The sequence below is a fragment of the Pseudomonas sp. 1176_21 genome, assembly GCF_052850635.1.
The window spans coordinates 54,642-73,508 of sequence record NZ_VXCV01000004.1 but is presented as its reverse complement, the minus strand read 5'-3'; the positions used below and the strand labels follow the sequence as shown (position 1 = coordinate 73,508).

Annotated in this window: 8 protein-coding genes and 2 pseudogenes; 5 read left to right on the top strand and 5 right to left on the bottom strand. The window is 64.9% G+C overall.

Going from position 1 to position 18,867, the window contains the following annotated elements; translation table 11 throughout:
- Positions 1-268 precede the first annotated feature (268 nt).
- Positions 269-1,648 carry a sodium:solute symporter gene (locus FW760_RS11090; protein WP_116053176.1) on the bottom strand — a complete coding sequence of 460 codons (1,380 nt, stop codon included), beginning with the start codon at positions 1,646-1,648 and terminating at the stop codon, positions 269-271.
- A gap of 138 nt (positions 1,649-1,786) precedes the next feature.
- Positions 1,787-2,737 (bottom strand): agmatinase, encoded by a 951-nt coding sequence (gene speB, locus FW760_RS11085; protein WP_043864136.1) that lies wholly within the window; start codon positions 2,735-2,737, stop codon positions 1,787-1,789.
- Positions 2,738-2,960: 223 nt separating this feature from the next.
- Here speB and FW760_RS11080 point away from each other — a divergent pair, with 223 nt between their 5' ends.
- From FW760_RS11080 to FW760_RS11065, 4 genes and pseudogenes are all read left to right on the top strand, one after another.
- On the top strand, positions 2,961-3,854 hold the full coding sequence (locus FW760_RS11080) for a LysR family transcriptional regulator (protein WP_043864135.1): 894 nt from the start codon (positions 2,961-2,963) through the stop codon (positions 3,852-3,854).
- A gap of 136 nt (positions 3,855-3,990) precedes the next feature.
- Positions 3,991-4,272, top strand: a pseudogene (locus FW760_RS11075) (PAS domain-containing protein); the annotation flags it as partial.
- A 786-nt stretch (positions 4,273-5,058) separates the two neighbouring features.
- Positions 5,059-5,556 (top strand): annotated as a pseudogene (locus tag FW760_RS11070) (methyl-accepting chemotaxis protein); the annotation flags it as partial.
- A gap of 76 nt (positions 5,557-5,632) precedes the next feature.
- On the top strand, positions 5,633-6,226 hold the full coding sequence (locus FW760_RS11065) for a tRNA-uridine aminocarboxypropyltransferase (protein WP_058541545.1): 594 nt from the start codon (positions 5,633-5,635) through the stop codon (positions 6,224-6,226).
- 6 nt (positions 6,227-6,232) lie between these two features.
- On the opposite strand, the gene FW760_RS11060 is transcribed toward FW760_RS11065, so the two are convergent.
- From FW760_RS11060 to FW760_RS11050, 3 genes are read right to left on the bottom strand one after another with little or no spacing between them, the layout of a single operon-like run.
- Positions 6,233-7,588 (bottom strand): HlyD family type I secretion periplasmic adaptor subunit, encoded by a 1,356-nt coding sequence (locus FW760_RS11060; protein ID WP_078481616.1) that lies wholly within the window; start codon positions 7,586-7,588, stop codon positions 6,233-6,235.
- A gap of 11 nt (positions 7,589-7,599) precedes the next feature.
- Positions 7,600-9,753: a type I secretion system permease/ATPase gene (locus FW760_RS11055; protein WP_043864131.1), complete on the bottom strand. Its 2,154-nt coding sequence runs from the start codon at positions 9,751-9,753 to the stop codon at positions 7,600-7,602.
- A gap of 28 nt (positions 9,754-9,781) precedes the next feature.
- Entirely contained in the window at positions 9,782-11,155 is a 1,374-nt protein-coding gene (locus FW760_RS11050) for a TolC family outer membrane protein (protein ID WP_043864130.1), read from the bottom strand.
- Positions 11,156-11,665: 510 nt separating this feature from the next.
- Between FW760_RS11050 and FW760_RS11045 the strand changes: the two genes are divergently transcribed.
- The gene (locus FW760_RS11045) at positions 11,666-18,787 is read left to right on the top strand and encodes a retention module-containing protein (RefSeq protein ID WP_446443788.1); all 7,122 of its coding nucleotides are present in this window, start codon (positions 11,666-11,668) and stop codon (positions 18,785-18,787) included.
- Positions 18,788-18,867: the final 80 nt, after the last annotated feature.

Genomic DNA, 18,867 nt, shown 5'->3' with positions numbered 1-18,867 from the left:
ACGGAGCGTGGGTGGAATGAGGGGACCCGTAGCGAAGCGTAGGGCCGGATGATGGACGGGAGCGGTTTTGCTTACTTTTTCCAAGAAAAAAGTAAGCCGCTGTAAGAGCGGAAGGGGCCCTTGCTGGCTGCATCCATGCTGGATAGGCCTGCGCTTGCCGATGTTACAGAGCCTATTGCTGACCCAGGCGCGTTGCTGCCTTCGCGGGGCAAGGCCCGCTCCTACAGGTCGTCCATGACCCTCCGCCCCGCTACCCGGGCGGGGCGTCCTATGCCAGATTCACCGTGCCCACCGGCCGACGCGACATCAAACTCACCACCACAAAACTCACCAACCCGATCGCCAGGCTGTAGTAGATCGGCGTATTGGCATCCATCCCATCCTTGAACATGAACACCAGCGCCGTCACGAACCCCAGCCCCATGCTGGTGATTGCCCCGGCCGTGGTTGCACGCTTCCAGTAGATCGCCCCGATCAACGGCACCAGCATGCCGCCCACCAGCAGGTTGTACGCCAGGGTCAATGCACTGATCACATCCACTACCACCAGCGCGATCCCCAGCACCGCAATACCCGTAAGCAAGGTAAACAACCGGTTGATGCCAAGGCTCGACTGCTTGCCGCCACGCAGCTTGGGCAGCAGGTCTTCGGTCAGCACCGTGGAGGCAGCCAGCAAGCCGGCACTGGCGGTGGACATCATCGCCGCCAGGGCCGCGGCAATCACCAGCCCACGGATGCCGTCGGGCAACGCTGACTTCACGATTGCCGCAAACGCATTGTTGGCATTGCCCAGGTCAGGCAGCAGCACATGCGCACACATGCCGATCAGGGCACACACCAGGCCGTAGATCACGCAGTACACACCGGCCGTGGTACCGGCCCGTTGGGCGACTTTTTCGTCACGGGCAGTGAACACGCGCTGCCAGATGTCCTGGCCGATCAGGATGCCGAAGAAGTAGATCAGGAAGTAGGTGATGATGGTGTCCCAACCGATGGTGGTCAGGTTGAAGCTGGCAGCCGGCAGCTTGGCCACCAGTTCGTCCCAGCCGCCCACCCGGTACAGGCAGATCGGCAGCAGGATGAACATCAGGCCCACGGTCTTGATCACGAACTGCACAATGTCGGTCAGGGTCAGCGACCACATGCCGCCAATGGTCGAGTAGACCACCACCACGCCACCACCGAGCAGGATGGCGCCCCAGAACGGCAGGTCGAACAGCACCTGCAGCACGGTGCCGATGGCCAGGGTAGAGGTCACGGCGATCATCAGGGCGTAGGCCAGCATGATCACGGCGCTGGCCTGGCGGGCCATGGGGTTGTAGCGCTTTTCCAGCACCTGGGTCACGGTGAAGATGCGCAGGCGCAGCAGCGGCTTGGCCAGGAACAGGTTCAGGGCAATGATGCCCAGGCCCAGCGCGGCGCACAGCCAGAAGCCGGAAATGCCGTGCACATAGCCCAGCTTCACGGTGCCGACGGTAGAGGCGCCGCCCAGCACGGTGGCGGCCATGGTGCCCATATACAGGCTTGGGCCCAGGTTGCGCCCGGCCACCAGGTAGTCTTCGTGGGTCTTCGCGCGGCGCATGCCGAACCAGCCCAGTACCAGCATGCCGGCGGCGTATATCAGTACAACGAATATGTCCAAGGCCATGGGGTGTCTCCGATTATCTTTATTATGGTGAGATCGATCGCCGGTGGCGTGCGCCAGGCGTCATTCATCCGCAAGCGGGCCGCGTGTACGGCCCGCCGAAAGGCTCCATCCGGGGGTGAAACTCCAGGCCGATGGCCGTTAGCGATGCGCTACGCCAGGCAGAACACACAGCATTTCGTACAACAGGTTGGCGCCGAGCAACGAGGTGTTGCCGGTGGTGTCGTAGGGCGGCGAGACCTCCACCAGATCGCAACCGATCAGGTCCAGCCCCTGGCAGCCACGGATGATCTCCATCGCCTGGATGGTGGTCAGGCCACCGATTTCCGGGGTGCCGGTGCCCGGTGCCCAGGCCGGATCGATGCCGTCGATGTCGAAGCTCAGGTAAACCGGACCACCACCGACCTTTTCACGCACTTCGGCCATCAGTGGCTCCAGCGACTTGTGCCAGCACTCCTCGGCCTGCACCACGCGAAAGCCCTGCTTGCGGCTCCAGTTGAAGTCTTCGGCGGTGTAGCCCTGGGCGCGCAGGCCGATCTGCACCACGCGGTCGCAGTCCAGCAGGCCTTCTTCGACGGCGCGACGGAAGGTGGTGCCGTGGGCGATCTTCTCGCCGAACATGTGATCGTTGACGTCGGCATGGGCATCGATGTGCACCAGCCCGACCTTGCCGTGCTTCTTGTGGATCGCGCGCAGGATCGGCAGGGTGATGGTGTGGTCGCCGCCCAGGGTCATGGGGATCACGTCGTGCTCGAGGATCTCGTCGTAGGCCTCTTCGATGATGCGCACTGCGTCCAGCAGGTTGAAGGTGTTGATTGCCACGTCGCCGATGTCGGCGACCGACAGCGAGTCGAACGGGGCGGCGCCGGTGGCCATGTTGTACGGGCGGATCATCACGGATTCGGCACGGATCTGGCGCGGGCCGAAGCGGGTGCCGGAACGCAGCGAGGTGCCGATGTCCAGCGGGATGCCGATGAAGGCAGCGTCCAGGCCGGCGGCGCTGGGCAGGTGGGGAAGACGCAGCATGGTGGCGATGCCGCCGAAACGCGGCATTTCGTTGCCGCCCAGTGGTTGGTGAAGAATCTTGTCCACGGTCGGGCCTCACGGTTTGGATTGTTCTAGTTGTTGGAACCTGTCCGGCCACCCTGCGAACAGGTGCAGCAATGCGCGAGGACAGGTGCATTGGCGCAGAGTCTGCAAAAGGTAGTGCCCCAAGAGAATCGCTACAGGCAAATACTTACTTCAGGTTTTCATGAACTAATGGCGATCAGCGGGTAGACTGGCGCGTATTCGTTGCCCTGTTGGAGCCCTTGCCATGGCCTCGGCCCTGCCTGATCTGAAATTGCTGCGCATCTTCGTCAGCGTGGTACGCCACCAGGGCTTCGCCAATGCCCAGCGCGAGCTGAACCTGTCCACGTCCGCCATCAGTACCTACATGAGCCAGCTGGAGTCGGCGCTGGGTATCGTGCTGTGCCACCGTGGGCGCGGCGGCTTCAGCCTCACCAGCAAGGGCGAACTCTTCCATCAGGAGACCCTGCGCCTGCTGGCCGAAATGGACGGTTTCGAGCAGTACGCGGCGGCGCTCAAGGGCGAGCTGCGCGGCACCCTGAACCTGGGGGTGATCGACTCCACGGTCGGCGATCGCGCATTGCCGCTGGCCGACGCCATCGGTGCCTATAGCCTCGAACACCCGGCCGTGCACCTGCACCTGTCGGTGTCCAGCCCCTACGAACTGCAACTGGGGGTGCAGGACAACCGCCTGGACCTGGCCATCGGCGCTTTCTCCACGCGCATGAGCGGGCTGGTGTATCAGCCGTTGTACCGCGAGCAGCATTGGCTGTACTGCAGCAACCGGCATTCGCTGTTCACCGAGCGGCGCATTCCCGAACAGGTGATCACCCAGCAGCGCATGGTCGGTCGCGGCTACTGGAGCCAGGCCGAACTGGCCCGCCACGGCTTCAAGCACAGCGCCGCCACGGTCGAGAGCATGGAGGCACAGCTGATCCTGGTACTGTCGGGGGCCTACATCGGCTACCTGCCTGAACACTATGCCCAGGCCTGGGTGGACAAGGGCGACCTGCGGGTGCTGTCGCCGGCGACCTTCGGCTATCAGGCGCCGTTCTCGCTGATCATTCGCCGGGGTCGCAGCCGCGAACCCTTGATCCAGACCTTTCGCGACCGCCTCAAGGCGCAGCTCACGCCAGCCTGATCGGATGCGCATGAAAATCTTTTGCGCAAATAGAAGAAAAATCCTTCAGACAAGCCCTACAAGCCCGTAAATGCTCTGCTAAACCTGTTCTTGCTTGTTGAAAATTCCCAACATCTTCCAAGCAGGGATCGCCGAGATGCGTACGAATCTGCCCGTCACTGAGCATGAAAGAACCTTCCCGAGCGATCAGCGCCTGATATCCACCACCGACCTCAACAGCCGCATCACCTACTGCAACGACGCCTTCGTCAGCATCAGCGGTTTTACCTACGACGAACTGGTGGGCCAGCCCCATAACCTTGTACGCCACCCGGACATGCCGCCCGCGGTGTTCGGGCACATGTGGGACACCCTCAAGCAAGGCAAGCCCTGGATGGGGGTGGTCAAGAACCGCGCGAAGAACGGCGATTTCTACTGGGTCAGTGCCTACGTGACGGCCATCTACGAGGATGGCCGTATCAGTGGCTACGAGTCGGTGCGCTCGGTGCCCACCCCGGACCAGATCCGTCGAGCCACGGCGTTGTATGCACGCTTGCGCCAGGGCCGGGGCGCCATGTCCTGGGCCGCGCGTGCAGCGGTGCAACTGGAGCTGGGCTGGCCGCTGGTAGGGGCGGCGCTGCTGTCGGCCGCCGGCTACCTGTGGCTGCCCCAGTACGCGGCGCTGGGCGTGTTGATGGCCAGCCTGCTCAGTGCCTGGTACCTGATCGAGGCCCATCACGACCGGATGATCCGGCGTACCCTGGCCGAGCACCCCAGGGCCTTCACCAGCCCGCTGGTAGCGCTGACCTACAGTGACAACCGGGGCCTGCAGGGGCAGTTGGACCTGGCGATCATCAGCGAGGAAGCGCGCCTGCAGACCGCGCTCACGCGGCTGGTGGACGCCGGCGTCGGGGTCAAGGCACGGGCCACGCAATCGAGCGACCTGTCCGGGGCCCAGGCGCAGATGCTCGACCGCCAGCGCTGCGAGACCGACCAGTCGGCGGCCGCCATTGCGCAGATGGCGGCAACCATCCAGCAGGTCACCCACAACGTGCAGGACACCGCCACGGCGGCGTCCGATGCCGACCAGTTGGCCCGCCAGGGCAGCGACCTGGCACAACGAAGCCTGCAGGCAATGGGCAGCATGGCCGATGCGGTGACCGAGATCGGCCAGGCGGTGAACGAACTGGCCGGGCAAACCCAGTCCATCGGCAGCGTGGTGGATGTGATCACCTCGATCGCCGAGCAGACCAACCTGCTGGCGCTCAATGCCGCCATCGAGGCGGCGCGGGCCGGCGAGCAGGGCCGCGGTTTTGCCGTGGTGGCCGACGAGGTGCGGTCGCTGGCGCAGCGCACGCGGGTCTCGACCGAGGAAATCCACCAGATCATCGCCAGCCTGCGTGCCGGGGCCGAGCGGGCGGTGAGCAGTGCCAGCCGAGGCGAGCAGATCTCGCGTGACAGCGTGCACAGTGTCGAGGCCGTGCAGACCGCGCTGGTGGGCATCAGCCAGGCGGTCAGCCGCATCACCGGCATGAGCCAGCAGATGGCCACGGCGTCGGAACAGCAGAGTCATGTGGCCGAAGACATCAACCAGCAGATCACGCGCATCGCCCAGCTGTGCGACCACAGCGCCGGGCAGGCCAAGCAGGGCGCCGAGATCAGCCAGGACCTGCAGCGCATGGCCGACTACCTGTACAGCCTGGCCGAACGCTTCAATCGCTGAATCCGCGCGTTTGACCCAGGGCGGTGAGGTATTTCGCGGGCCTGCTGTGGCACACTTCGCGCCCCAGGAGAACCCGATGTCCAGAATTCACTGCGAGCGCTGCCTGCGCCCACAAACCCATTGCCTTTGCGCGTTGATCCCCCGCCTGGACAGCCGCACCCGTGTACTGCTGCTGCAGCATCCCAGCGAAGTGAACCATGCCTTGAACACCGCCAGGCTGGCCGCGCTTGGCCTGCGCAATGCCGAGTTGCGGGTGGGCGAGGTGTTCGAGGATCTCGAGCAGTGGCTGACGCAGCCGGGGTATCGCACCGGCCTGTTGTTCCCGGGTGAGGGCGCGCAGGCGCTGCAGGCTTATGCTGGCGATGAGCGACCGTGGTTGCTGGTGGTGCCCGACGGCACCTGGCGCAAGGCGCGCAAGTTGCTGCATGTGAACCCTTTGCTGGCAACGTTGCCACGGGTCACGCTGGGCGCGTTGCAGCCGTCGCGCTACCGGTTGCGCAAGGCACCCGGGGAGGGCGCCTTGTCGACCATCGAGGCAGTGACACAGGCGTTGAACGTGCTGGAGGCGCCGGCGCTGTTCGATGCGCTGCTGCGGCCGTTCGATGCCCTGATCGAGGGGCAGATTGCGGCGATGGGGCAACAGACCTACGAGCGCAACCACCTGCGTTGATGGGCGCTAGCGCTCGCGCAACGCCTCGGTGCGTGCCTTGAGCACCGGCTTGAGCAGGTAATCCAGCACGCTCTTGTGCCCGGTGATGATGTCCACCGTGGCGGTCATGCCCGGGATGATCAGCAACGGTTTGTTGTCCCCGCCCAGGTGGTTCTTGTCGGTGCGCACCTGGATCAGGTAGAACGCGTTGCCCTTGTCGTCCGTCACCGTGTCGGCGCCGATCAGTTCCAGCTTGGCCTTCAGGCCACCATAGATCGTGTAGTCGTACGCACTGAACTTGACCATCGCGGTCTGCCCGGGGTGCAGAAAGGCCACATCCTGTGGGCGCACCTTGGCCTCGATCAGCAGGTTGTCTTCCAGCGGCACGATCTCCAGCAGGTCGCTGCCCGGCTGCACCACACCGCCAATGGTGTTGACCTTGAGCAGCTTGATGATGCCGTGCACCGGCGACACCACGGTGGTGCGGGTGACACGGTCGTCGATGGCGATGCTGGTGGCGGTGATCTTCGAAAGCTCGGTGCGCTTGTCGTTGAGTTCCTTGGCCGCCTCCGAGCGAAAGCCTGCCTCGGATTCCTCGATCTTGCTGCGGATCTCCGCCGCCGCCGCTTCGGCCCGCGGAATCGCCAGGCTGGTGGCGTTCAGCGAGCCGCGAGCCTCCACCGCGCTGCGCTTGAGGCGCAGGATCTCCACCGGCGAAATCGCGCCGGTGCCCACCAGCGGCGTGGACATGTTCAGCTCTTCCTGCAGCAATGCCAGGCCCGAGCGGTACTGCTCCAGTTTGGAGCGAAACTCGGCCAGCTCCTGGGTTTTCTGCCGCAGTTGCTCGTTGAGCGTCTGTTTCTCGCTGGTGAGGCGGCGCTGGCGCGACTGGTACAGCGACAGTTCGTCCTCGGCCACCTGCGGGGCCTTGCTGCGTACCACCTCCGAAAGCTGGAAGGGGCGACCCTCGGCCTCGGCGGACAGGCGCTCGACCTGCGCGGTCAGGGCATAGCGGTCGGCTTCGCTTTCGCCCTTGTTCGACAGAAAGCGCGTGTCGTCCAGGCGCAGCAGGGTGTCGCCCTTGTTCACCATCTGCCCCTCGCGCACGAAGATCTCGGTGACGATGCCGCCCTCCAGGTTCTGGATCACCTGCACCTTGCTCGACGGGATGGCCTTGCCTTCGCCCATGGTGACTTCATCGAGCACCGCGAATTTGGCCCACACCAGTGCCACCAGCAGCAAGCCTGCCGCAAGCCACACGGTGATGCGCGACAGGCGGGGCGAGTCCTGCAGCGTCGCGCCGGCCAGGTCCGGCATGTACTCGCGTTCGGCAGTCTTGCCGAAGCTGCGGATGTAATCGCCCAGGCCGGACAATGCAGACATGCTGATACCCCTCAGAGTGCAGAGCCGACACGGCCCTTGCGCAGTGCATCGATGACCGCGTCCTTGGGCCCGTCGGCCACCACCTTGCCGTTGTCCAGCACCACCAGGCGGTCGACCAGGCTGAGCATCGAGGTGCGGTGGGTGACCAGCAGCAGGGTCTTGCCCTGCACCCAGCCGTGCAGGCGCTGGCGCAGCTGGTCTTCGCTGCTGTTGTCCATATGGCTGGTGGGCTCGTCGAGGATCAGGATCGGCGGTTCCAGCAGCATCGCGCGGGCCAGCAGCACGGTCTGGCGCTGGCCGCCGGAGAGCAGCATGCCGCGCTCGCCCACCGGCCGTTCGAAGCCTTGCGGGTGCTGGCGGGCCAGTTCGCTCACGCCGGTCATCTCGGCCACTTCGAGCATGCGCGCATCGCTGACGTAGCGTGCGCCCAGGGTCAGGTTGTCGCGCAGGCTGCCGGCCAGCAGCGGCAGGTCATGGGCCACGTAGCCGAGCTGCTGGCGCAGGTCGGCGATGTCGAGCTGGCGCAGGTCGAGGTTGTCGAGCAGGATCTGCCCCTCTTCGGGTTCGTAGAAGCCCATCAGCAGGCGTGCCAGGGTGCTCTTGCCCGAGCCGCTGCGACCGATGATGCCGATGCGCTCGCCCGGCTTGACCGTGAAGCTCACGTTGTCCAGCGCTGCGGCGTTCTGCCCGTTGTAGCGGAAGGTCACCTGGCTGACCTGCAGCGCGCCGTGCAACTGGGTGCGCTCCAGGGTCTGCTGGCCGGCAGGGCGTTCCTGGGGCAGGGCCATCAGCGCGTCGGTGCTGTGCATGGTCAGCTGGGCCTGCTGGTAGCGGGTGATCAGCCCGGCGATCTGGCCCAATGGTGCGAGCACGCGGCTGCCGAGCATGTAGCTGGCCACCAGGGCACCCACGCTGAGGTTGCCGGCAATGATGCTGTACACCCCGGCGACGATGGTGGCCATGCCGCACAGCTGCTGGATGAACAGGGTGCCGTTGGTGGCCAGTGCCGAAAGGTTGCGCGCCTGTACGTCGAGGCGGGTGAGGGCGCCGTGGGTGCTTTCCCACTGGTGCTGGCGCTCGCTTTCGGCCCCGCAGGCCTTGAGGGTTTCCAGGCCGCCCAGGGTCTCGATCAGCAGCGCCTGGCGCAGCGCGCCCAGGCTCAGGCTTTTTTCCACGGTATCGCGCAGGCGTGCCTGGATGAACAGCGCAAAGGCGATGGTGATCGGAAAGGCCACCAGCGGAATCACCACCAGCCAGCCGCCCAGCAGGCCGATCACCAGCAGCATCAGCACCACGAAGGGCAGGTCGATGACGCTGGTCAGGGTCACCGCCGTGAGGAATTCGCGCAGGCCCTGGAAGTCGTGGATGCTCTGGGCGAAGCCGCCGATGGTGGCCGGGCGGGCCTTCATCGACATGCCGGTGATGCGCTCGAACAGGGTGGCCGACAGGATCAGGTCGGTCTTCTTGCCGGCCTGGTCCAGCAGGTGCGCACGCACCACGCGCAGCACCAGCTCGAACAGGGTGCCGAGCATCAGGCCGATGACCAGTACCCACAAGGTGGAGGTGGCCTGGTTGGGCACCACCCGGTCGTAGGTCTGCATCACGAACAGCGGCACCATCAGGCCCAGCAGGTTGATCAGCAGGCTGGCCAGCAAGGCGTCGCTGTAGAGCCAGCGCGACTGCTTGAGGGTGTCACGGAACCAGGCGTTGACCCTGGGCAGCAGCGGTGTGCGCAGGTCTTCGACCTCGTGGCGCGGGCGTGCGAACAGGGCCTGGCCGCTGTAGACGTCGGCCAGCTCCTGGCGGCTGACCCACTGCTCGCCGCCTTCGGCTTCACTGGGCAGTATCAGGGCCTGGTCGTTCTCGCCCCAGCGCCGCAGCACGGCGCTGCGGCCATCGGCAAGCAACAGCAGCACCGGCAGGTTGAGCGCCGAGATCGCGCCCAGCTCGCGGCGCAGTACCCGTGCCTGCAGGCCGGCCCTGGCCGCTGCGCGCGGCAGCAGGTCGAGGCTCATGCGCTGTTCGGCCAGCGGCAGGCCGGCACACAGGCTGCTGCGACTGACCGCAGCGCCGTGCAGCTTGCACAGTATCAGCAGCCCGTCGAGCAACGGGTCATCGAAGCTCTGGCGCGGGTCGGCGGTGCCGGCCGGCTGCATGCTGGTCATGGGCGGCTCCTCGGGCGGTCGAACGTGTTCAACGCAGGTCCGGCAGCGTGGCGTCGCTTCTGACTTCGCTGCGTGCAATGGCCTCCGGTGGCAGCGAGATCTTCTGTTTGCTCAGCAACTCGCCCATGTTGGCCAGCACCCGGTACATCGAGAACTCCTCGGTGTAGCGCACTTCGGTGTAGCGACGGTTGGCGTTGTACAGCTCGTTCTCGCTGTCGAGCAGGTCGAGTAGGGTGCGTTGGCCCAGGCCGAACTGATCCTGGTAGGCGGCGCGCACACGGGTGGTGGTGTCGGCGTATTCGCGTGCGGTCGGGGTTTGCAGGCGCGCGTTGGTCATGGCGTTCCACGACAGCGCGAGGTTTTCGTTGAGGGTGCGCAAGGCGTTGTTGCGGATGTCCATGGCCTGGTTGATCTTGTGCGCATCCGACTGCAGGCGGGCCTTGTCGCTGCCGCCCTTGAACAGGTTGTAGCTCATCACCACGCCGGCTCGCCAATCGCTGTTGGCATGCCCGGGTTCACCGGCGATGTTGTTGTTGGCGCCGGTGGCGAGCTCTGCATCCAGGCGCGGGTAGAACGGCGACTTGGCCACTTCGTACTGTTGCTCGGCGGCCTGGATGTCGGCCTGGGCCGACTTGAGGTAAGGGTTGTTCTGCAGCATGGCCTGGCGCGCCTGGGTCAGGTCGCCGGGCATCTCGCCCTTGATCGACACCGGGGTTTCCAGCTCGTCGGGGGCACGCCCGACCACGCTGATGAAGTTGGCTTCGGCATCGGCCAGGTCGACCTGGGCGGTGTACAGGTTATTGTCGGCCAGCGCCCGGCGTGCGGTGGACTGGTCGAGGTCGGCATTGCTGCCCACGCCGCGCTCGCTGCGCAGGCCGATCTGGTCGTTGACGCGCAGGTGTGCCTGCAGGTTGTTCTTGGCCAGGGTCACCAGCTCGCGGCGCTTGAGCACTTCCAGGTACACCTCGATGGCGCGCAGGGCGATGGTCTCGGAGGTGGCCTGCACGTAGTAGGCGCGTGAATTGACCACGGCCTCGGTGCGGCCCACTTCATTGGCGGTGTTGAAGCCGTCGAACAGCATCTGGCGCAGGCGCAGTTCGGACTGGGTGTAGTTCAGGGTTTCCTTGTTGTGATTGCGGCTGCCGTCGGCGTTGAAGCCGCGGGTGTTGGTGTTGTCTGAACGTTCGCGTCCGTAGCCGGCCACCAGGTCGACGGTGGGAAAGTAGCCCCCTCTGGCCACCTTCACATCCTCGTCGGCGGACAGCCGGCTATTGATCCCGGCCTTGTTCTCCGGGTGGTAGTCCACGGCGCTCTGCACGGCTTGTGACAAGGACATGGCCTGCGCGTTGGCACAGATCATGGCGAACAGAATCGCGCTGCTGATGGGGGTCAAAACGCGCATGGATGACATCTCCCTGATTTCTTGTGGTCTCTCAATCGCCAAAAAAATGACGAAAAATGGAGGTCAAACCGTTTCAGGCTTGTAACAACAGAGCTAAGAACATTTAACGGCCAACCTAAGAAGTATTTCTCATAACCGATATGCGAAAAAAAACTTATGCGCTGTGCTCAAAGCAAGACATTGTTCTCTTCAGATAGCTCGAAAACAGGCGCAGATGTTGGCCTGTCAGGGCGTCCGATAAAGTTCCTCGTTTTTTGCAGCATTGGGTATGGAGTGAGCGGAGGGGAGGTCAACGCGGCGAAATATGGCGACAAAATTTTGGCTCATGGCCGATTGCCAGATCGCAGCGTGACTTAACCGGAGCATGGGCAGGCCGAATGCATTGATTTCGTTGAGATCGGTGCGTGCGGTCGCAAGGTTGTTCTCCGAGTCGGCCGGGCATTGCCCGCGCCAGGTTTCGCGATACCCCGGCACGTGTTTGCGAAAACCTTCGGCAATGGAGGCATGCTCATGGCTAATTTAATCGGTGTGGTCAGCAAGGTTGTCGGCCAGGTATTCGCGGTAGCGGCCGATGGCGGTCGACGTGCCCTGGTGGAAGGCGACCGCCTTTATGCCGGGGAACAACTGGAAACCGGCGCGGCCGGGGCAGTGGCGGTGCACCTGGAAAACGGTGCCGAGCTGACCCTGGGCCGTGACAGCAGCCTGCAGCTGTCTCCCGACCTGCTGGCCAACCATGCCTCGCACGTGAACGCGCCCGAGACGGTGACGCCCAGCCAGGCACAACTGACCGATGTGGAGAAACTGCAGCAGGCCATTGCGGCGGGCGCCGACCCCAGCCAGGAGGGCGAAGCTCCGGCGGCGGGCCCCGGCAACGGCGGTTCGCCAAGCGCATTGGGCGGCGGCCATTCGTTCGTGCAGCTCACCGAGGTGGGAGGGCACCTGGACCCGGTGATCGGCTTTCCGACGGCGGGTTTCAACAGCATCCCCGAGATTCCCGAACCCTGGATTGGCGCGCGGGGTGATGACCAGGGCCCTGGCGGTTTCGTGCCGCCGGTGATCCCGCCGGTTGAGCCGCCCATCGATCACCCGGTGACACTGGACGGGCTGGAGGTGAATGGCGGTGAACTGACCGTGTACGAGAAGAACCTGGCCGATGGCTCAAGCCCCGATAATGGCGCGCTGACCCAGAGCGGCAGCTTTACCGTGCATGCCCCCGATGGCCTGCACACGCTTACCGTCGGGGGCATCAACGTGGTGATCGGCGGGGTGGTCAGTGGTTTTCCGCAATCGATCACCACGGGGCTGGGCAATACCCTCACCATCACCGGCTACAACCCCGCCACAGGCGTGGTGAGCTACAGCTACACCTTGCTCGACAACGAAGCTCATCCCGCTGGTCAGGGCATCAACAACATCGGTGAGAGCTTCAGCGTGGTGGCCATCGACACCGATGGCAGCAAGGCCACCGGCAGCCTGGACGTGAACATTGTCGATGACGTGCCGCAGGCCAGGCCCGACAGCGCCTCGGTGGTCGAAGGCGGTACCGTCACCGGCAACGTGCTGCACAATGACAGCCTGGGCGCCGATCGCCCGCCGGTCGAGCACACGGTAGTCGGTGTGCGGGCCGGCTCCGATACCTCGACATCGGCCATCGGCTCGCTGGGCGTGAACATTGCGGGTACCTACGGCACGCTGGTGCTCAACGCCAACGGCGAGGCGGTGTACAAGGCCGACCCCAACGCCGTGCCGCCAGCGGGCGCGACCGATGTGTTCACCTACACCATCCGCGATGCGGACGGTGACGAAAGCACCACGACCATCACCATCAACGTCACCGACAGCAAGCTCGTCGCCTGCCCGGACAGCGTCACCGTGTATGAAAAGGCCCTGGACCTGGTCCAGGACCCGCAAGACCTTGCGCCGGGCACAGTGGTGGGCAGCAACCCGGGCTCGGCGGGCGAGACCGCGACCGGAACGCTGGCCGGCTCGGTCGGTGGTGGCTCCGGCGCGCTGACCTTCACGCTGGTGGGCAGCAGCACCGGCGCCTACGGGCAGATCCAGATCAATGCCGACGGCAGCTACAAGTACACCCTGACGTCCGCGCCGCAGGTGGGCGGTGGCAACGACGGGGCCAATGTGGTCACCTCCGAAACCTTCACCTACAAGGCTACCGACGCGCTGGGCAACAGCGTCACCAGCACCATCGTGATCAAGATCGTGGACGATGTGCCACGGGCAGAGTCGGACAGCACCACGGTGGTGGAGGGCGGTACGGTCACCGGCAACGTATTGGACAACGACACGCTGGGTGCAGACGGCGCAGCCCAGGGCGGTGCGGTGGTGGGTGTGCGGGCGGGCGCCGACACCTCCACCTCGGCCATCGGTTCGCTGGGCGTGAGCATCGCCGGCACCTACGGCACGCTGATCCTGAACGCCAATGGCGAGGCGATCTACAAGGCCGACCCCAACTCGGTAGCGCCAACCGGCGCCAAGGACGTGTTCACCTACACCATCCGCGATGCGGACGGTGACGAAAGCACCACGACCATCACCATCAACGTCACCGACAGCAAGCTCGTCGCTTGCCCGGACGATGACATCAAGGTGTACGAGCGCGGGCTGGACCTGGTGCAGGACGCCTGGGACCTGGCGCCTGGCACGGTAGAAGGCAGCGCGCCGACCAGGGCCACGGAAACCTCGGTGGGCAACCTTCAAGGCCGGGTGGGCGGTGGCTCCGGTGCCCTGACCTACAGCCTGGAAGGCAGCGCCATCGGTAACTACGGGCAGATTCAGATCAACGCCGACGGCAGCTACAAGTACACCCTGACCTCGGCGCCGCACATCGGCAACGGCAACGACGGCGCCAACGTCGTGAGCACCGAGACCTTCACCTACAAGGCCACCGATGAGCTGGGCAACAGCGTTACCAGCACCATCGTGATCCATATCGTCGACGACATGCCCATCGCCGAATCGGACAGCGCCACGGTGATGGAAGGCGGAACGGTCACCGGCAACGTGCTGCTCAACGACATCCTGGGTGCAGACGGTGCAGCCCAGGGCGGTGCGGTGGTGGGTGTGCGGGCGGGCGCCGACACCTCCACCTCGGCCATTGGCTCGCTGGGCGTGAGCATCGCCGGCACCTACGGCACGCTGATCCTGAATGCCAATGGCGAGGCGATCTACAAGGCCGACCCCAACTCGGTAGCGCCAACCGGCGCCAAGGACGTGTTCACCTACACCATCCGCGACGCGGACGGTGACGAAAGCACCACGACCATCACCATCAATGTCACCGACAGCAAGCTCGTCGCCTGCCCGGACGATGACATCAAGGTGTACGAGCGCGGGCTGGACCTGGTGCAGGACGCCTGGGACCTGGCGCCTGGCACGGTAGAAGGCAGCGCGCCGACCAGGGCCACGGAAACCTCGGTCGGCAACCTTCAAGGCCGGGTGGGCGGTGGCTCCGGTGCCCTGACCTACAGCCTGGAAGGCAGCGCCATCGGTAACTACGGGCAGATTCAGATCAATGCCGACGGCAGCTACAAGTACACCCTGACCTCGGCGCCGCATATCGGCAACGGCAACGACGGCGCCAACGTCGTGAGCACCGAGACCTTCACCTACAAGGCCACCGATGCGCTGGGCAACAGCGTTACCAGTACCATCGTGATCCATATCGTCGACGACATGCCCATCGCCGAATCGGACAGCGCCACGGTGATGGAAGGCGGAACGGTCACCGGCAACGTGCTGCTCAACGACATCCTGGGTGCAGACGGTGCAACCCAGGGCGGTGCGGTGGTGGGTGTGCGGGCGGGCGCCGACACCTCCACCTCGGCCATTGGCTCGCTGGGCGTGAGCATCGCCGGCACCTACGGCACGTTGATCCTGAATGCCAATGGCGAGGCGATCTACAAGGCCGACCCCAACTCGGTAGCGCCAACCGGCGCCAAGGACGTGTTCACCTACACCATCCGCGATGCGGACGGCGATGAAAGCACCACGACCATCACCATCAACGTCACCGACAGCAAGCTGGTGGCCTGCGCCGATACCGAGGTGAAAGTCTACGAAAAAGCGCTGGACCTGACTCAGGACCCGCAGGACCTGGCCCCGGGCACGGTGGTGGGCAGCAACCCTACCTCGCCTGGCGAGACGGGTACCGGCACCCTGGTCGGCTCGGTCACGGGCGGTTCCGGCGCGCTCACCTACACGCTGGTGGGCAGCACTACAGGTGCCTATGGGCAGATTCAGCTCAATGCCGACGGCAGCTACAAGTACACCCTGACCTCGGCGCCGCACATCGGCAACGGCGACGACGGGGCGAATATCGTCACGTCCGAGACCTTTACCTACAAGGCGACCGACCAACTGGGCAACAGCGTCACCAGCACCATCGTGATCAAGATCGTGGATGACGTGCCAAGGGCGGAGTCCGACAGCACCACGGTGGTGGAGGGCGGTACGGTCACCGGCAATGTGCTGGATAACGACACATTGGGGGCAGACGGCCCGGCCCAGGGCGGGGCGGTGGTGGGTGTGCGGTTCGGCGCCGACACCTCGACCTCGGCCATCGGCTCGCTGGGCGTGGGCATCGCCGGCACCTATGGCACCCTCATCCTGCATGCCAACGGCGAGGCCGAGTACAAGGCCAACCCCAATGCGGTGACGCAGGACGGTGCCCAGGACACCTTCACCTACACCATTCGTGACGCGGACGGCGACGAAAGCACCACCACCATCACCATCAATGTCACCGACAGCAAGATCGTCGCCTGCCCCAACAACGAGGTCACGGTGTACGAGAAGGCCCTGGACCTTAGCCAGGACCCGAACGACCTCGCCCCCGGCACCGTGACCGGCAGCGACCCCGGCTCAACGGGTGAAACCGCGACCGGCAGCCTGGTGGGCTCGGTCAGCGGAGCCAGCGGCGCGATCACCTATACGCTGGTGGGCAGCAGCACGGGCGCCTATGGGCAGATTCAGCTCAACGCCGACGGCAGCTTCAAGTACACCCTCACGTCCGCACCCAAAACCGCAGGCGGGCTCAACGACGGCCCCAACGTGGTCACCAGCGAGACCTTCGTCTACAAGGCCACCGATGCGGCCGGCAACTCGACCACCAGCAACATCGTGATCAATATCGTCGATGACGTGCCCACAACGGCTGACGCCGTGCGCTCGACCACGCCGGGGCAGGTGGACACCAACGTCATGCTGATCATCGATGTGTCCGGCAGCATGGCCGACAATTCCGGGGTGCGCGGCCTGTCGCGCCTGGAGCTGGCCAAGGAGGCCATCGGCGCACTGCTGGACAAGTACGACGACATGGGCGATGTGAAGGTGCAGGTCGTCACGTTCTCCACCGGTGCCAGTGATCGCACCGACGTGTGGGTGACGGTGGCCGAGGCCAAGGCCCTGATCAAGGACCTGACCCCGGGTGGCTCGACCTATTACGACTCGGCAGTCAACGTGGCGCAGACGGCCTACCAGACGCCGGGCAAGCTGGAGGGGGCGCAGAGCGTCAGCTACTTCTTCTCGGACGGTGCGCCGACCTCGGGGCATGCCCTGACCGAAACGCGCACCGGCAACTGGGAGAACTTCCTGGGCGACAACGGCATCAAGTCGTATGCGATCGGGCTGGGCAGCGGCGTCAACACCGGCAATCTCAACCCGGCTGCCTATGACGGCAGTACCCACACCAATACCAACTCGGTGGTGGTCACCGACCTGGCGCAACTGGACAACGTGCTGTCGGGCACCGTGCAGGGCGCGCCGATCACCGGCAGCCTGATGAGCGGTGGCGACTTCGGTGCCGATGGTGGCTTCATCAAGTCGCTGTTGATCGACGGCACTACTTACACCTTCGACCCCAAAGGCAACGCCAACCAGCCCAGCTATGCAGCCAGTGGCGGCGCAGACCGCGGCACCTTCGACGCGAGCACCCACAGCATCACGGTCAAGACCGCGCTGGGCGGGACGCTGGTGGTGGACATGGACAACGGCCAGTTCACCTATACGCCGCCCAAGGACAGCGGCAGCAATCAGGTGGAGACCATCCGCTTCGTGGCCAGCGACAACGACGGCGACCTGAGCGGTGCCAACCTGGTGATCAACGTCAACACCAATGCTGCGCCGGTGGCCGGTGCCGATCATGTCATCACCAATATCCTTGCGCCGAGCATCAGCGTGCCGGCCGCCGCCTTGCTGGCCAACGACAGCGACGCCAACCACGATCGCCTGAGTGCGGCGCCGATCACCTTCAACACCGGCTGGACCAAGGGGGCGGATTTCACGGCCGGCAACGGCAAGACGGTCATCACCTTCACCGGCCAGGACGACACGCTGGCCAATCAGGAGCGGGTTCTGGCGCGCAGTGCCTTTACCGGCGCAGCCGGGTCGATGACCGCGGCGCTGGTGGTCAGTGGCTACCTGGGGGCGGTGAGTGCTGCCAATGGCAATGACGAAGACGTGATCAAGGTAAGCCTGCGCGAGGGCGAAACCCTAACCCTGGACCACAACCGCACCGCTGATCGCAACTTGCTGATGCAGTGGAAGGATGAGGGTGGCACCTACCACACCATCGCCGATGGCGGCAGTTTCACCGCCAGCCATGATGGGGTGTACAGCATCCATCTGGTCAACCAGGTCAATGACGACGGCGGCAAGGGCGCAGAAAGCTACCAGCTGAACATGTCGATCAACTACGCCGGGGCGCATGACTACACGCCCACCTACAACGGCACCTATACCGTCAGCGACGGCCATGGCGGCAGCGCCACGGGGGCGGTGGACATCACCTACCAGGCCGGCAGTACCCTGGAAGGCACCAGCCACGACGACGTGCTGCTGGCCGGGAGCGGTGATGACGTTCTCAATGGCGGTGCAGGCAACGACGTGCTGATTGGCGGCGATGGCAACGACAAGCTCTACGGGGGGGAGGGCAACGACCTGTTGATCGGCGGCAACGGCAACGATCTGCTCGACGGTGGCGCTGGCAACGACACCGCCAGCTACGCCGGGGCGAGCGCTGGGGTGACGGTGAGCCTGGCGCTGACCGGTGAGCAGAACACGATCGGCGCCGGGCTCGACAAGCTGGTGTCGATCGAGAACCTGATCGGCTCCGACCACGACGACAAGCTGACCGGCGACGACAACGCCAACACGCTGATCGGCGGCCTTGGCAACGACATCCTGATCGGGGGCGGTGGTGACGATCTGCTGATCGGCGGGCCGGGCAACAATACCCTGACCGGTGGCGCGGGCAGCGATACCTTCCTGTGGCAACAGGGCAATACTGGCCACGACAAGGTGACCGACTTTACCCCGGGTACCGATCGGCTGGACCTCTCGCAATTGCTGCAGGGCGAGAACGCGACGTCGGCGTCGCTGGACGATTACCTGCACTTCACGGTGACGGGCACGGGCAACGGCGTGATATCGACCATCCAGGTGAGTGCGGTGGCCGGCGCGGCGCCGACCCAGACCATCGAACTGGCCGGCGTGGACCTTGCCCATCACTATGGGGTGACGGCGGGCGCGGGTGGGGTCATCTCGGCGGGGGCGGATACAGCCACGGTGATCAACGGGATGCTCAATGATCATTCGTTGAAGGTGGATACGGTGTGACATGAGGCGTAGATGGCGCAGCTGACCTGCCGCCGCCATCGCGGGCCAAGCCCGCTCCCACAAGAGCAATGAAGTAGCTG

Excerpts from the sequence above, each read along its gene's own strand:
- FW760_RS11045 (WP_446443788.1), top strand. The coding sequence starts at position 11,666 with ATGGCTAATTTAATCGGTGTGGTCAGCAAGGTTGTCGGCCAGGTATTC.
- FW760_RS11065 (WP_058541545.1), top strand. The coding sequence starts at position 5,633 with ATGTCCAGAATTCACTGCGAGCGCTGCCTGCGCCCACAAACCCATTGC.
- FW760_RS11060 (WP_078481616.1), bottom strand. The coding sequence starts at position 7,588 with ATGTCTGCATTGTCCGGCCTGGGCGATTACATCCGCAGCTTCGGCAAG.
- FW760_RS11090 (WP_116053176.1), bottom strand. The coding sequence starts at position 1,648 with ATGGCCTTGGACATATTCGTTGTACTGATATACGCCGCCGGCATGCTG.
- FW760_RS11055 (WP_043864131.1), bottom strand. The coding sequence starts at position 9,753 with ATGACCAGCATGCAGCCGGCCGGCACCGCCGACCCGCGCCAGAGCTTC.
- FW760_RS11050 (WP_043864130.1), bottom strand. The coding sequence starts at position 11,155 with ATGCGCGTTTTGACCCCCATCAGCAGCGCGATTCTGTTCGCCATGATC.
- FW760_RS11080 (WP_043864135.1), top strand. The coding sequence starts at position 2,961 with ATGGCCTCGGCCCTGCCTGATCTGAAATTGCTGCGCATCTTCGTCAGC.